The organism is Sorangium sp. So ce176, assembly GCF_051519835.1.
Taxonomy (GTDB): Bacteria; Myxococcota_A; Polyangia; order Polyangiales; family Polyangiaceae; genus Sorangium; species Sorangium cellulosum_G.
The window spans coordinates 8,463,850-8,479,591 of record NZ_CP150371.1; the positions used below are offsets into that span (position 1 = coordinate 8,463,850).

General features: G+C 72.0%; 10 protein-coding genes. 5 read left to right on the plus strand and 5 right to left on the minus strand.

Features of this window, described 5'->3' with window-relative positions:
* The first annotated feature begins 142 nt into the window (after positions 1-142).
* Positions 143-1,192 carry a Glu/Leu/Phe/Val dehydrogenase dimerization domain-containing protein gene (locus tag WMF42_RS31895; protein WP_437686568.1) on the plus strand — a complete coding sequence of 350 codons (1,050 nt, stop codon included), beginning with the start codon at positions 143-145 and terminating at the stop codon, positions 1,190-1,192.
* A 47-nt stretch (positions 1,193-1,239) separates the two neighbouring features.
* Here the strand turns inward: WMF42_RS31895 and WMF42_RS31900 are convergent, their stop codons facing one another.
* Entirely contained in the window at positions 1,240-2,979 is a 1,740-nt protein-coding gene (locus WMF42_RS31900) for a carbon starvation CstA family protein (RefSeq protein ID WP_437686570.1), read from the minus strand.
* 112 nt (positions 2,980-3,091) lie between these two features.
* Positions 3,092-3,649: a DJ-1 family glyoxalase III gene (locus WMF42_RS31905; RefSeq protein WP_267888110.1), complete on the minus strand. Its 558-nt coding sequence runs from the start codon at positions 3,647-3,649 to the stop codon at positions 3,092-3,094.
* Positions 3,650-3,812: 163 nt separating this feature from the next.
* Between WMF42_RS31905 and WMF42_RS31910 the strand changes: the two genes are divergently transcribed.
* Positions 3,813-6,299: an SUMF1/EgtB/PvdO family nonheme iron enzyme gene (locus WMF42_RS31910; RefSeq protein WP_437686573.1), complete on the plus strand. Its 2,487-nt coding sequence runs from the start codon at positions 3,813-3,815 to the stop codon at positions 6,297-6,299.
* On the opposite strand, the gene WMF42_RS31915 is transcribed toward WMF42_RS31910, so the two are convergent.
* Together WMF42_RS31915 and WMF42_RS31920 are read right to left on the minus strand one after the other, a co-directional pair.
* Complete coding sequence (locus WMF42_RS31915; protein ID WP_437686574.1) at positions 6,275-7,477, minus strand: MFS transporter; 1,203 nt, start codon at positions 7,475-7,477, stop codon at positions 6,275-6,277. The genes WMF42_RS31910 and WMF42_RS31915 overlap by 25 nt on opposite strands.
* Positions 7,478-7,565: 88 nt before the next feature.
* A complete protein-coding gene (locus WMF42_RS31920; RefSeq protein ID WP_061613205.1) occupies positions 7,566-8,222 on the minus strand; it encodes a YkgJ family cysteine cluster protein in 657 nt (218 codons plus the stop codon).
* 78 nt (positions 8,223-8,300) lie between these two features.
* On the opposite strand from WMF42_RS31920, the gene WMF42_RS31925 reads away from it, so the two are divergent.
* Positions 8,301-9,047, plus strand: a complete 747-nt coding sequence (locus WMF42_RS31925; protein ID WP_061613204.1) for a glutamine amidotransferase — start codon at positions 8,301-8,303, stop codon at positions 9,045-9,047.
* A 33-nt stretch (positions 9,048-9,080) separates the two neighbouring features.
* On the opposite strand, the gene WMF42_RS31930 is transcribed toward WMF42_RS31925, so the two are convergent.
* Positions 9,081-9,821 carry a TetR/AcrR family transcriptional regulator gene (locus WMF42_RS31930; RefSeq protein ID WP_437686577.1) on the minus strand — a complete coding sequence of 247 codons (741 nt, stop codon included), beginning with the start codon at positions 9,819-9,821 and terminating at the stop codon, positions 9,081-9,083.
* Positions 9,822-10,132: 311 nt separating this feature from the next.
* On the opposite strand from WMF42_RS31930, the gene WMF42_RS31935 reads away from it, so the two are divergent.
* The gene (locus WMF42_RS31935; RefSeq protein ID WP_061610024.1) at positions 10,133-13,741 is read left to right on the plus strand and encodes a BadF/BadG/BcrA/BcrD ATPase family protein; all 3,609 of its coding nucleotides are present in this window, start codon (positions 10,133-10,135) and stop codon (positions 13,739-13,741) included.
* A gap of 70 nt (positions 13,742-13,811) precedes the next feature.
* Positions 13,812-15,740: a hypothetical protein gene (locus tag WMF42_RS31940; protein WP_061610023.1), complete on the plus strand. Its 1,929-nt coding sequence runs from the start codon at positions 13,812-13,814 to the stop codon at positions 15,738-15,740.
* Positions 15,741-15,742 lie beyond the last annotated feature (2 nt).

Sequence of the window (15,742 nt, forward strand, 5' to 3'; positions counted from 1 at the left end):
CGCCTCTGGCGGTTTTCGGACCCGTGAGGACGGGCGCGGGTGGCGGCGATCGCGGCGCCCAGGCGGGGCCGCAGCGCGCCGCGGCGCGGGGGCCGGCGCGCCGGGCCAGACGGCCCCGGCGGGGATGGTACGCTCGGCCCGCATGAAGAGCGTGTTCGACACCCTGGCCGTCACGGGACACGAGCAGGTGCTGTTCTGCGCCGACGAGGCCGCCGGCTACCGCGGGATCATCGCCGTCCACAGCACCGTGCTGGGCCCGGCGCTCGGCGGCACGCGGCTCCTCCGGTACGCGAGCGACGAGGACGCGCTGATCGACGCCCTGCGCCTGTCGCGCGGCATGACCTACAAGAACGCCCTCGCCGGGATGGACGTCGGCGGCGGCAAGGCGGTCGTCCTCCGCAGCGGCGCGGAGCCGCTCGACCGGGAGCGGCTCTTCCGCGCGCACGGGCGCTTCATCGAGCGCCTCGGCGGCAGATTCGTCACCGGCGAGGACGTGGGCACCACCCCCGCCGACATGGAGCTCATCCGGCGCGAGACGCGCCACGTCAAGGGCCTCGCCGGCGAAGGGGGCGACCCGTCGCCGTGGACCGCGCGGGGCGTGCTCCGCGCGATCCAGGCCGCGGCCCGCCACCGCTGGGGCAGCGACGACCTCGCGGGCCGCACCGTCGCGCTCCAGGGCTGCGGCAGCGTCGGCAGCCGGCTCGCCGCGGAGCTCCACCGGCTCGGCGCGCGGCTCATCGTCGCGGACGTCGATCCGGAGCGCGCGCGCCGCGTCGCGGCCGAGCTCGGGGCCGCCGTCGCGCCGCCGGACGCGATCGCCGCGGTCCAGGCCGACGTCTTCGCCCCGTGCGCGCTCGGCGGCGTCCTCGACGACCGCGCCGTGCAGGCGCTCGGCGCGGAGATCGTCGCCGGCGCGGCCAACAACCAGCTCCTCGAGCCGCGCCACGGCGACGCGCTCGCGGCGCGCGGCGTCCTCTACGTGCCCGACGTCGTGGCCAACGCCGGCGGCGTGCTGAGCGGCGGCGCGGACCTCTTCGGCTGGTCGCGCGCGGAGGTCGAGCGCCGCGTCCACGCCATCCACGACACGGTCCTCCTGGTCCTCGAGAGGGCGAAGGCCGACGGCACGCCGCCGCACGTCGCCGCCGAGCGGCTCGCCGAGCAGCGCCTGCGCGAGCGCGCCGCCGCGCGGTGACCGCGCCCGGCGCGCCCGGCGCGCGCTGCCGATCGCCCGGGCGCCCCTCAGCGCGCCGGCCCGGCCACCGGCTCGGCGGCCGGGCCGTTCTTCATCGCCTTGACCGACTCGACCATCAGCGACAGCGCGAGCCCGAGCAGCGCGATCCCAACGAGGCCGTTCAGCGTCGTCGCGTTCAGCGTGAGCCCCTCGGCGCGCACGGCGGCGAACGCGCCCCGCACCTGGAGGATGAGGGCCCACACAGTGATCGTCATGACGAACACCATCGGGATCGCCGTGTACCAGATGCGCCGCTTCTCGCGGTGCAGCCAGACAGTGACAGCGAGCAGCGTCAGCGCGGCGAGGAGCTGGTTGCTCGTGCCGAACAGCGTCCAGAAATCGAGGTACGCGGGCCGCACGCCGGGCGCGGGCGGGCGCGCGGTCATGATGAAGAGCGTCGGCGGCGCCAGCGAGAGCGCTGTCGCGGCCGCGGACAGCACCCTCCCCTTCCAGTGGAACAGCTCCTCGAGGATGTAGCGGCTGAGGCGCGTCGAGACGTCCAGCGTGTCGAACACGAAGGTGGAGAACGCCATCGCGCCGAACGTGGCGGCGAAGAGGAAGTGTTCCTTGCCGATGATCACGGTGAGGAACCTGCCGATCCCGTCGCCGTAGATCTTGCCCGGCCCGGGCAGCTTCGTCCCCTGCGCCACGATGACGAGCGTCGCGAGCGCGATCAGCGCGACGAACGCCTCGGCCAGCATCGCGCCGTAGCCCACCGCGTGGGTGTGCGTCTCCTTCGAGATCTGCTTCGACGTCGTCCCCGAGCAGACGAGCCCGTGGAAGCCGGAGCAGGCGCCGCAGGCGATGGTGACGAACAGGAACGGGAAGAGCATGCCTGTCGCGCCGCCGGCGTTCCACGTTGTGAACGCGGGCTGCCGCAGCTCGAACTCCCCCGGGTACCGGAGGTTCCCGAAGAAGATCCCGATCACGCCGACCGCGAGCGCGATGTAGAGGACGAACCCGCCCAGGTAGCCGCGCGGCTGGAGCAGCAGCCAGACCGGCAGGAGCGAGGCAACGAAGCAATAGACGAGGATGATGAGGCCGAACGCGCGCTGCGGGTTGTCGACCGGCAGCACGAACGCTGTCGAGATCTGCGTGCCCATCCAGACCACGAAGAGCGTCGCCGGGACGAAGATCAGGGTGGTGAGCCAGAGCGGCGGCTTCAGGTACCGATCGACAACGCCCATGACGAGGGAGAGCGTCAGGTAGGCGGCGCTCGCCGCCGCGACGGCGCCGCCAGGGTTGAACTGGAACGTGCCTCCCTCGAACTCCTCGGTCTTGCCGACGAAGGTGCTCGCCGTGATGTCCGTGAAGGCGACGATCACGTAGGAGAGCGCGAGCCAGATGAAGATCATCATCGACAGCCAGGCGCGCCGGCCGATGTGCCGCTTCGCGATCTCGGCGACGCTCTCGGCCTCGTGGCGGACGCTCGCGATGAGCGCGGAGAAGTCGTGCACCGCGCCGATGAACACGACGCCGAACGAGATCCAGAGCACGCACGGGAGCCACCCGAACGCCTGGCCGGCGAGGATCGGGCCGGCGATCGGCCCCGCGGCGGCGATGGCGCTGAAGTGCTGCCCGAAGAGGTAGAACGGCTTCGTGGGCACGTAGTCCTCGCCGTCGTTCACCTTGACCGCGGGGGTCACCGCGCCGTCGTCGAGCGCGTAGTTGCGCGCGACGAGCCTCCCGTAGAAGCGGTAGCCAAGGCACAGCACGACGATGACGGTCAGGGCGAGCAGCGGCAGCACGCGGCGGAGTATAAGGCCATCCGCGCGTCGCTGTGATCCTGCAAACGAGAGGCGAGAGGCGTGAGGCGAGGCGCTCGCTCGGGACGATGACGATACCGAGCGCAGCCCCCGCTCAGGAGGGCAGCATCAGGGGCGCGCGAACCTTCGCCGCGACCTCATCACCGCGGAGCCGCGCGACGAGCGCGAGCGCGAACGGCAGCGCGGTGCCCGGCCCCTGGCTTGTCACGAGCTGCCCGTCCTCGACGACCGGCCGCGCGACGAGCTCGCCGTGCGCCGACACCACGTCGTTCACGGACGGGTGGCACGCCATCCTCCTGCCCTGGAAGAGCCCGTGCGCCGCGAGCGCGATCGGCGCCGCGCAGATCGCCCCGACGGCGCGGCCGGCCTGCGCCTGCGCGTGAAGGCGCTCCCCGACGGTCGGCGAGGAGGCCAGCCGGTCGGCGCCGCCCTTGCCGCCCGGGAGGACGACGACGTCGAAGTCGCCCGCCACCGCCGACAGATCCGCGTCCGGCACGAGGCGCACGCCGCGGCTGCAGCGCACCGGCTCCGGGCCGTCGAGCCCGGCGAGGACGACCTCGATCTCGGCGCGCCGGAGGACATCGACGATGATGGTCGTTTCCATCTCCTCAGCTCCCTCGGCCAGGATCACGAGCGCTCGCGGTGTCTTCATGCCCGCCGGCATGGCGCCGCGGCCCGCCGGATGCAAGCAGGCGTGAACGTGCGCGGACGCAGCGCGACGCGGGCGGACGCAAGCCGACGCGCGCCGACGCAGGCCGACGCTCGCCGCGGAAGCCCCTTTGCCTGGGAACGGCGACGCGCTAGGGAGGCGGGGCATGATGGAGCCGTCCGACGATCCGTTCGGCCTCGCGGGCCAGACCATCGAGGGGAAGTACCGCGTCGCCGCCGTCATCGGCGACGGCGGCTTCGGCGTCGTTTACCGCGGGGTTCACGAGGGGTTCGGCGAGCTCATCGCCATCAAGTGCCTGAAGCTGCCGACCTCGCTCGACGCCGCGCAGCGCGACGCGCTGCTCGAGACGCTGCGGGGCGAGGGGCGCATCCTGCACCGGCTATCGCGGGCCACGTCCGGCATCGTGCAGGCGCTCGACGTGGGCGCGTTCACCACGCAGGCAGGCGTGTGGGTGCCCTACCTCGTGCTCGAGTGGCTGGAAGGCCAGACGCTCGGCCAGTACCTCCGCGACCGGCGCGAGCGCGGCCAGGCCGGCATGTCGATCCCCGAGGCGCTCCAGCTCCTCGCGCCGGCCGCCCGCGCGCTCGCCGTCGCGCACGCGCACAAGGTGGCGCACCGGGACGTCAAGCCGGCCAACCTGTTCCTCACCGACGTCGGCGGGGTGCTGACGCTCAAGGTGCTCGACTTCGGCATCGCCAAGGTGCTCGCCGACCACCCCACCTTCACCGAGGCGCTCGCGGCGACCCGGCAGGGGCCGAGCGCGTTCACGCCGCGCTACGGGGCGCCCGAGCAGTTCAACAAGGCCCGCGGCGCGACGGGCCCCTGGACCGACGTGTTCGCGCTCGCGCTCATCTTCGTCGAGCTCGTGAGCGGCCAGCGCGCGCTCGAGGGGGACGACCCCACGCAGCTCTACATCGCCTCGGCCGATCCGGCGGTGCGCCCGACGCTGCGGACGCGCGGGCTCCCGGACGCGCCGGAGGCGATCGAGCGCGTGCTCGACAAGGCGCTCTCGATCGAGCCCAAGCACCGCTTCACGAACGCGGGCGAGTTCTGGGACGCGCTCGCGGCCGCGGCCCGCGGCGAGCGCCTCGGGTCGGGCGCGGAGTACGGCGCCGGGCTCGGCGCTCCCGGCGCGGACCACGGCGGAGGGCTGTCGACCGCCGAGTACGCGGCCGCGCGGGGGCTCGGCGTCGCCTCCGGAGACGCCGGCTCGCCTGTCGAGCCGACGATGCTCGCCGACGCGCGCGCGCCCGCCCCGGCGCGGCCCGCCGTGGTCAAGGTGAGCCACGGCGGCGCAGGCACCACCGGCGGCGCGTCGGGCGCGGCCAGCGCGCTGGCCACGGGGGGCTCCCGGACCGCGCAGGTCGACGACTCCATGATCGAGACGGTCGCGCCCGCCGGATACCCCGCGGCCCGCCCGCCGCCCCCGCCGCCCGGCGCCGCGCCACCGCCCGGCGCCGCGCCGCACGTCGCGCCCCTCGCGCCCCTCGCGGGCGCCCCCCCGCACGCCGCCCCGCCGCCGCGCGGCCGCAGCCCCGCCCGCGCGGCGCTGCCCTGGCTGCTCGCGACGCTCCTCCTCGGCGGCGCCGGCGCGGCGGCGTACTTCCTCACGCAGACGCCCGCCAGGAAGCCGACGCGGGCGCCTGCCGCGCGCGCCTCGGCGGCGGCGCAGCCGACCGGGCGCGCCGCCGCGGGCGCCGCCGCGGCCACGGCGGTCGCCACCGCCACCCCTGCGGCGAGCGCCTCGGCCGCTGTGTCGGCCGCCGCGCCCGCCGCGCCCGCCGCGCTCCCGGCGCCGCCGGCCGACATGGTCTACATCGCGCCGCTCACGACCACGATCGGCGCCGCGGGCGAGGCGCGCCAGGTGACGCTCACCCGCGGCTTCTACATCGATCGCAACGAGGTCACCGTCCGCGCCTACCGCGCCTGCATGCAGCAGCGCATGTGCTCGACGGCGGATCACGTCTCGCTGACGCCCGAGGCCCTGCCGGGCGCGCAGGCGCCGGCGCCGTCCGAGGACCAGCGGGAGGCCGAGACGTGGTCGCGGCGCTGCAACGAGCCGCGCAACCTGACCGGGCACCCGATCAACTGCGTCGACTACTCCCAGGCCGAGAGCTACTGCCGCTTCCGGGGCCGGCGCCTGCCGACCGAGGCGGAGTGGGAGGTCGCGGCGCGCGGCGCCGCGGGGCGCGCCTTCGTCTGGGGCGACGACGCGCCGACCTGCGAGCGCGCCTGCTACGACCGCAACGAGGGCTGCCTCGCGCGCGGCACCGAGGTCGCGACCTGCGCGTCCGGCGCGCACCCGAGCGACCGCACGCCCGAGGGCCTCTACGACCTCGCCGGCAACGTGTCCGAGTGGGTCTCGGACGGCCTCGTCTTCCCGCCGCCCGGCGGCGAGGACCCGCAGGGCGACCCGTCCTTCCCGCTCAAGGTGGTCCGCGGCGGGAGCTTCCTGGACGGCCCCGAGAAGCTCTCCGCCACGTACCGCACCGCCGCCGCGCCCGTGACAGCGCACGCCTGGATCGGCTTCCGCTGCGCCATGGACATCGCCGCGCCGGAGGACGCCGCGGCGCCCGGCGTCGCCCCGGCGCCCGACGTCGCCCCGGCTCAGGACGGCGCGCCCGCCCCCTGATCGCCGCGCGCCGGCGCCGGACCGCCCGCGGAGCCCGCGAGCAGCACGATGGCGAGCGCGCCGGCGACGATGAGCGACAGCGCGAACGGCAGGCTCGTCGCCGCGGCGATGTGGCCGACAACGGGCGGGCCGCCGAGGAACGCCAGGTAGCCGAACGTCGCGACCGCCGCGATCGACGTGCCCGTGGGGCCGGTGCGCGCGGCCGCGCTGAAGACGGTGGGGACGACGCACGAGAGCCCGAGCCCCACGCTCGCGAACCCGATCAGGCCGGCCATCGGGTGGCCGATCAGCAGCGCCGCGGCGAGCCCCACGGCCACGAGGACGCCTCCGCCCCGCACCACCGCGACCGGGCCGAGCCTGCTGCTCACCCCGTCGCCGAGGAAGCGGCCCGCCGCCATCGCCACCGAGAAGGCCGCGAACCCCGTCGCCGCGAAGGCCGCCGTCGTGCCGAGCGTGTCGCGGAGGTACACAGCGCTCCAGTCGGCCATCGCCCCCTCGCCGAACATGCACAGGAAGGCGATCGCGCAGAGCGGCCACATCGCGCGCGGCGGCAGCACGAACGGGTTCTTCGGCGGATCCCGCGCCGGGACGCCGGGCCGCACCCAGCCCGAGAGCAGCACGACAAGGAGCAGCGCCGCCACCGCCGCGAGCGAGAGGTGCGCGGCCGGCGTCACCCCCGCGTGCGCGAGCCCCCCGCCGGCCGCCGCGCCGGCGAGGCCCCCGACGCTGTAGAGGGCGTGGAACGACGACATGATCGGCCGCCCCCACGCCTGCTCCACCTCGGCGGCGTTGGCGTTCATCGACACGTCCATCACGCCGTTCGACGCCCCGAAGAACGTCAGCACGAGGAACAGCTCGAGCGGAGACCGCGCGAGCCCCGGCCCGAACAGGCTGATCGCGAGCGCCGCGCCCGAGGACACCGCCACCGCGCGGCTCCCCAGGCGCGCGACGAGCCACCCGGCCATCGGCATCCCCAGGAACGCGCCGAGCGCCGGCGCGAGCAGCACGTTGCCCAGCGTCGCCTCGCTCAGCGCGAACGCCCGCTTGAAGTCGGGGATGCGCGTCACCCAGGTGCCCATGCAGAAGCCGTTGGCGAGGAAGATCAGGAGCCCCGCGATGCGCTGCGCCCGGACCCGCGCGGCAGACGCCCGCTCCCCTGTCACCATGGTCGTCTCCACGTCACGCTCCCCTGTCACGAGACAGCGGCCCGCGCGAGGCGCTCGCCGGCGCCTGCCGCTCCGCCACCGCCGCCGCCGCGCCCCGCGCCTACCGCGCCGCGTCCGCCGGCGATGCCCCGTCCCGCAGCCCGAGCGTCTCCTCGCGCGCCGACAGGCACGCCTCGCTCCCCACCACGAACGCGCGGCAGTTGTCCGGCCGCAGCTCGTAGATCGCGCAGCGCCTGTCCTCGCAGAGGTGCTGGCAGCGCCCGCTCGCCGCGAAGCGCAGCGTGATCTTCCCGTCCCGGGCCCGCTGCACGTACGCGCGCCCCGCGAGGTCGCCCCGCCCGGCCACGCGCCAGCGCGAGAGGTCCGCGTCGTCGAGCACCACGTTGGCGTCGTGGCAGCAGGCCCCGCACTCCAGGCAGTCGAGCGCCACCTCGCGGACGGCGCCCGGGTGCACGCTGTCGCGCTCGCACCAGTCGAGGACCGAGCCCTCGTATTGACGCTTCACCCGCGCCGTCGCGAGCCCCTGGGCCGGGCCCTCGGTCACGCGGCGGAAGCGCTGCTGCTCGATCGACAGGAGCGACCACAGCCCGAGCTCCGTGAGCTCCCCCTTCGCGTCGACCGAGAGGAGGAGATCGACCTTGTCGTCCGGCAGGACGATGGCCGCGTGTCCGCCCGCCCTGACGTGCGCCGCGGCGCGGGCCAGGAAACGCGGACGAAACCGGCGCCATACAGGGCGCGACACGACATAGGCAGACATGCGGGAGCATCTTCGCGCCCCCGCCCCGCGCTGCCAAGTCCCGCCCTCGCCCGGCGGGCGCTCTGCTATGTTGAAAGGGTGGAGCAGGACAAGAAGATCGTCATCGTGAAGACTGGCGAGCCCGTCCCTCCGGTCCTCGAGCGGCGCGGCCAGTTCGCGGCCCTGATCGAGCAGACGATCGGCGCCGCCTGGCGCGGCGGATACGCCACCTTCGACGCCCGCGCCGACGAGCCCCCCCCGCCGGACGGCCCCGGGACCGCCGCGTTCGTCATCACCGGCTCGTCGGCCAACGTCCCCCACCGCGAGCCCTGGATGCTCCGCACCGAGGCGTGGCTGCGCGACGTCGTGCGCGCCGGCACCCCGACGTTCGGCATCTGCTTCGGCCACCAGATCCTCGCTCAGGCGCTCGGCGGCGAGGTCATCCGCAACCCGCGCGGCCGCGAGATCGGCAGGATCCGCGTCCAGCGCCGCGCCGACGACCCCCTCTTCGACGGCCTCCCGTCGAGCTTCGAGACCCACGCGACCCACCTCGACACTGTCGGCGCGCTGCCCGACGGCGCCCGGAGCCTCGCGTTCAACGAGCTCGACGACCACCAGGTGATCCGCTTCTCGAACACCTGCTATGGCGTGCAGTTCCACCCCGAGATGGACCACGACGTCATCGCCGGTTACATCGCGTGGCGGCGCGAGGTCCTCGAGGCCGAGGGCCTCGACGTCCCGGCGCTCCTCGCCCGCATCTCCCCGGATCAGCTCGGCACGCGGACCCTGATCAACTTCCTCGCGCACATCGTCGAGCGGTACGAGCGACGTCCCCGGTCGGCCTGACCGGCGTCATCACCCTCCTGACTGACGCGCCGGTCAGTCCGCCTTCGCCCGGGCGCGGCGGCCGCGCGCCGGGCTCGGCCGCCCGGGCGCCTCGGGCGCGGCGTCCCCCGGCGCGGCCGCGCGGTCGCCCAGCGCGCCCCGCTCCTGCCGCTCGCCCAGGCCGTCCTGGGGCTCCCCGCGCTGCGCCGCGAGCGCGAGGTCCATCCGCAGGTAGCCGCGCCGGAGGAGGTCGTAGAGCGCCGTGACGATCCGCTCGCGCGGGCGCGCCTGCTCCTCGAGGGCGTTCTCGAACAGCACCTCCTTCAGCGCGCCGATCGTGAAGGTCGCGTAGAGCTCGGTGTCCCCCGGCTCGATCATGCCGAGCCGCTGCCCTTCCGCGAGGCTCCGCTCCAGCAGCAGCTTCACCTCCTGGCGGAACGCGCGCAGCTCCTTGACGAACGCCGGATCGAGCCCCGCCGCGTGCGACAGGAGGATGCTCGTCAGCGCCGGATCGTCGAGCAGCACGGCCACGATGGCGCGGATGTTGTGCTTGATCTGCGCCTCCACGTCCGCCGACGGATCCACGCGGAGGATCGCGCCGCCGAGGCGCGAGAACAGCCCGCTCACGAGCTCGCCGAACACCGAGCGCTTGTCGGGGAAATACAGGTAGAACGTCCCCTTCGCGACCTTGGCGAGCGCGACGATGTCGTCGACCTTCGCCTCGTGATAGCCCTTCTCGGAAAACACGGTGCGCGCCGCGCGCAGCAGCGCTTGGCGGCGCTCGGACTTGTTCATGGGCCGGTCGCTTTACCATCACCGGCCCGTCACCTGGGGCGCGAACGCTGACCCGGACGTCAGCCGGGGACGCCCCCTGAAAAGCCCCGAAAAAATCGCGGCACGCCGCACAGACACGCCGCGCCCGACGCGGCGGCGGAATCTTGCGCCCGGGACAATATTCCCGAGAAAAGCCGCGCAATGGCCGATCTGCGACGACCGAGACACACCGAATCTTTTTGATTTTCCGGGCATCCCGTTGTAGCGATCACGACTGACCAGCCAGTCAGTCCGACCGCTGGTGGCCGGCGACGGCAGTGGGAGGAGCCCCGATGGGAAGGCAGATCCAGGATCCGGTCGTGGTCGGCATCGACGTCGGATCGACGACGGTGAAGGCGGTCGTGCTCGATCCGCAGACGCTCGAGATTCTCTGGAGCGACTACCAGCGGCACCAGACGAAGCAGCCGGAGAAGGTGCTCGAGCTCCTCGAGGCCATCGAGGCGACGTTCCCCGCCTCCCCCCGGGAGCGCTGGCGGGTGTTCATGACGGGCTCCGGCGCGGCGCCCCTCTGCCCCGGCCTGGGCGCCAAGTTCGTCCAGGAGGTCAACGCTGTCACGCTCGCTGTCGAGAACCTGCACCCCGACGTGGGCAGCGTCATCGAGCTCGGCGGGCAGGACGCGAAGATCATCATCTTCCAGCGGGACGAGAAGACGGGCGACAAGACAGCCGCCCCGTCGATGAACGACAAGTGCGCCTCCGGCACGGGCGCCACCATCGACAAGTGCATGATCAAGGTGGGCCTGCCGTCGTCCGAGGTGGTGCAGATCCACTTCGACGACTCGAAGCTCCACCACGTCGCTGCGAAGTGCGGAGTCTTCGCCGAGACGGACATCGTGAACCTCGTGAAGAGCGGTATCCCCTCCACGGAGATCCTCTGCTCCCTCGCCGACGCGATCGTCCTCCAGAACCTGTCGGTGCTCACGCGCGGCTCGACGCTGAAGCACAAGGTCCTCCTGCTCGGCGGCCCCAACACCTACCTCCCGTTCCTCCAGGAGTGCTGGCGCAAGCGCATCCCCGAGACGTGGGACGAGCGCGGCTACGCCTGGCCGAAGGACCGGCCGGTCGAGGAGACGATCTTCGTCCCGGAGAACGCGCAGTACTACGCGGCGTTCGGCGCGTGCGTCTACGGGCTCAAGGAGGCCCCGGAGGTCGGCCTTTACGGCGGCAAGGCGGGGCTCATCGAGTACATGACGAACGGCCGCAAGGCGCGGCTCGGCGAGAGCGCGGGCCCGCCGCTCGTGAAGACCCGCGACGAGGTCGAGGACTTCCGCAAGCTCTACAGCATCCCGAAGTTCACGCCGATGAAGCTCTCGCCCGGCCAGGTGGTGCGCGGGGTCATCGGCCTCGACGGCGGCTCCACCTCGTCGAAGGCGGTGCTGATCGACGAGGACGGCAGCATCGTCTGCAAGGCCTACCAGCTCTCGAAGGGCAACCCGATCCAGGACGCGAAGGAGCTGCTCGCGCAGCTCCGGCAGTACGTGTTCGATCAGGGCGCGACGCTCGAGGTGCTCGGGTTCGGCGGCACCGGCTACGCGGCCGACGTGCTCCAGGAGTGCATGAGGGCCGACGTCAACATCGTCGAGACCGTCGCGCACATGATGAGCGCGGTGAAGTTCTTCGGCGACGTCGACGTCATCTGCGACATCGGCGGACAGGACATCAAGGTCCTGTTCATGAAGAACGGCGATATCGCGAACTTCCGCCTCTCCAACTCGTGCTCTGCGGGCAACGGCATGTTGCTCCAGGCGATGGCCGACCAGTTCGGCCTGAAGGTGACCGAGTACGCCGACACCGCGTTCGGCGCCGAGCTCGCGCCGAAGTTCAGCTACGGCTGCGCCGTCTTCCTCGACACCGACCGGGTGAACTTCCAGAAGGAGGGCTTCTCGAAGGAGGAGCTGCTCGCCGGCCTCGCCCAGGTGCTGCCGAAGAACGTGTGGCAGTACGTCGTGCAGATCCCGCGGCTCGCGGCGCTCGGCACGCGCTACGTGCTCCAGGGCGGCACGCAGTACAACCTCGCGGCCGTCAAGGCGCAGGTCGATTACATCAAGGAGCGCGTCCCCGGCGCGGAGGTGTTCGTCCACCCGCACACGGGCGAGGCCGGCGCGCTCGGCGCGGCGTTCGAGACGCTCCGGGTCGTCAAGCGCCGGGGCCGCTCGACGTTCATCGGAATCGACGCGGCGATCGCGCTCGAATACACGACGAAGAACGACGAGGAGACCGTCTGCCACTTCTGTCCGAACGAGTGCAAGCGGACGTTCATCGACACGAAGCGGCCGGACGGGACGACGAGCCGCTACATCTCGGGCTTCTCGTGCGAGAAGGGCACGGTCGAGAGCGAGCAGGCGATGCTCGCGCTCGTCGCCGAGCGGAAGAAGATCGCGAAGCAGTTCCCGAACCTCGTCGACTACGAGTCGAAGCTCGCCTTCCGGCACTTCTACGACACGGCGCCGCTGCCCGAGGACGGGGCGCCGGTGAAGGACGTTGTCGTCAAGAAGGGCTTCCTCGGCATCCGCCGGGTCGAGACGACGCGCCCGTTCCGCCGGAGCGGCCCCGAGACGCGCGAGCGCCTGCGCCGCACCCGCATCGGCATCCCGCGCGTGCTCAACATCTACTCGACGGCCCCCTATTACCGGGCCTACTTCGAGGCGCTCGGCGTCCCCAAGCAGAACGTCGTCTTCAGCGACGCGACGAGCGAGGAGATGTGGGTCGAGGGCGGCAAGTACGGCTCCATCGACCCGTGCTTCCCCTCGAAGGTGGCGCAGGCCCACATCCACAACCTCCTGTTCAACCACCACGCGGACGAGAAGAAGCTCAATTACATCTTCTTCCCGATCCTCACCCACGTGCCGAGCTTCGGCGAGGGGGTGATGGACAAGACGAGCTGCCCGATCGTCGCCGGCGTGCCGGACGTCATGAAGGCCGCGTTCACGAAGGAGGTCGACTTCTTCGCGACGCGCGGGATCGAGTACCTCGATCCGCCGCTCACGTTCTCCGAGATGACGCTGACGGCGCGCCGGATGTTCGAGACGTGGGGCCCGCGGCTCGGCATCACCGAGGACGAGAGCGACCACGCGCACCGCGAGGGGATGCGGGCGCTCTCGCAGTTCGAGCGCGATCTCCAGGACAAGGGGCGGGCGATCCTCGAGACGGTCGAGGCCGAGAACCGGGTCGCCATCCTGATGGTCGGGCGGCCGTACCACTCCGATCCTGGCCTCAACCACGGTATCCCGGAGGAGTTCCAGGTGCTCGGCTATCCGATCCTCTCGGTGCGGTCGATCCCGCGCGACATGGAGTACCTCGCGAGGTACTTCAAGGAGGAGATCGCGAGCGGCCAGCACCCGCTCGACATCAACGATGTCTGGCCGGAGAACTACTCGGCGAACAGCGCGCAGAAGGTCTGGGCGGTCAAGTTCGCCGCCCGCCACCCGAACGTCGTGCTGCTCGACCTCTCGAGCTTCAAGTGCGGCCATGACGCGCCGACGTACGGCATCATCGACAGCATCGTGACCGCGAGCGCCACGCCGTACGCGGCGCTGCACGACATCGACGCGAACAAGCCGGGCGGCTCGATCAAGATCCGCGTCAAGACCTACGCGCACAGCCTCAAGCTGCACGAGGAGGCGCTCGAGGACGCGGCGAAGAAGAAGGCGCAGCTCGCCCAGCGCATCGACGAGAAGCGCCTCGAGCTGCTCCGGCTGAAGCGGGAGCAGCAGGCGGCGCGCAAGATCACCGATCCCGCGCTCGAGAAGGAGATCGCCGCGCTCGCCGATCGGGTGCGGAGCTACGTCGCGCCCGAGTCGCCGCCCGAGGCGCCGAAGACGGGGCTGGTGCAGCTCAAGAAGAAGCAGTCCGACGGGACCGTCGTCCCCTTGGAAGCGTGAAATACGGCCGAGGTCGAGGGGGGACGGCGCGGCCGCCCCTCCCCGCATCCAAGCGAAGGGAAGCCACGCCATGGAACAGACGAGCACGCAGAAGACGCGCCTTCCTCTTGTGGGCGAGACGAGATCCAACAAGGCTGACATCGACATCGAGGCGGAGCTCCGGGCGTTCGAGGAGGCCGAGCGGGAGCGGCTCGGGCTCAAGGCCGAGCGGCGCCAGTGGGTCGACAACATGCTCAAGCCGAAGATGACGAAGAAGGAGCGCGACAACGTGACGCTCCTCATCAGCGGCCTCACCGCCGCGCAGGACTTCCTGTGCGAGGGCGCGCTGAAGGGCCTCGGCTACAACGTCAATTACTTCGGGATGAGCGACAACGCCGGGCTCCAGGCGGGCAAGGAGTTCGGCAACCGCGGGCAGTGCAACCCGACCTATTTCACGGTCGGAGGCCTGGTGAAGTACCTCATCGACCTGCGCGACAAGCAGGGGATGTCGACCGAGGACATCATCAAGAACTACGTGTTCCTGACCGCGGGCGCGTGCGGCCCCTGTCGCTTCGGCATGTACGTGACCGAGTACCGGAAGGCGCTCCGCGACGCCGGCTTCGACGGCTTCCGGGTGATGCTCTTCCAGCAGACGGGCGGGCTCTCCCAGGCGACGGGCGACGACGTCGGCCTCGAGATGAACCCTGCGTTCTTCATCGCGATCATCAAGGCGATCGTCTGCGGCGACACGCTGAACGCGCTCGGCTACCGCATCCGGCCTTACGAGATCGAGCCCGGCGCGACGAACCGCGCGATGGAGAACGCGAAGCGCATCCTCTACAAGGCGCTGTACGAGCAGACGAACGTCTTCCGCGCGCTCTACGAGGCGCGCAAGGAGTTCGAGGCCGTCCGGGTGGACAAGCTCCGTCCCAAGGCGAAGACGTCGATCATCGGCGAGTTCTGGGCGATGACGACCGAGGGCGACGGCAACTACGCCCTGCAGAAGTTCCTCGAGAGCGAGGGCGGCGAGAACGACATCCAGCTCACGACAGCGTGGCTCCTCTACAACATCTGGGAGTGCGCCCGCGACACGCGCGAGCGGCGCGACCTGCGCGGCGCCGACGAGGGCAACTACGGCCTCGCCGGCCTCGACGAGTTCGGCGTGGCCAAGCGCCTGGCGACGATGCGCCTCGCCGAGGGGGCGCTGCGCGTCGGCTTCCAGGCGTTCGCGCTGCCGCTCGGTCTCTTCGACTACCACCTCCCCGACATGGAGCTCGTGGCGGACGTGGCGAAGGACTACTACTCCAACGACCTCCGCGGCGGCGAGGGGCACATGGAGGTCGGCAAGCTCATCGTGAACGCCGTGAAGTCGAAGGCGCACGTCACGGTGAGCGTGAAGCCGTTCGGGTGCATGCCGTCGTCGGGCGTCTCCGACGGCGTCCAGTCGCTGATCACGTCGCGCTACCCCGGGACGATCTTCTGCGCGGTGGAGACGAGCGGCGACGGCGCGACGAACTTCTACTCCCGCATCCAGATGTACATGTTCAAGGCGCGCATCCTGGCCGAGCAGGAGCTCGTGCGCGCCTACGAGGAGGCGGGCGTCACGGAGGCCGAGGTGCGCGCGTTCCTCGAGAAGAACCCGAAGTACGCGAGCCCGCTCCACCACGCGCCGCACCGGGTCGCCGGCTCGGCCGCCAACCTGGTCTACGAGGTGGCGCCGCTCATCAAGCAGTCGGCCGCCGAGCGCGCCGTGGTGAAGGCCAAGGCCGCGGCGGGGGCGCTCCGCGACGCGGTGAAGGCCGCTCCGGAGAAGGCGAAGGCCGCGACGGCGTTCCTCACGGACCCGGAGACGCTCACCCGGGCGCGCGAGGACGTCGCGCTGGTCCGCGACATCGTCGCCGGCAAGGCCGCCGAGCGCTTCAGCCCGCTGGTGAAGCGCCTGGCCGGCAAGGCGTACTTCGAGAACAACCCCGAGGTGCCCCACGTGGCCTACACCGGCGAGCCCATCGCCGCCGAGTGAGC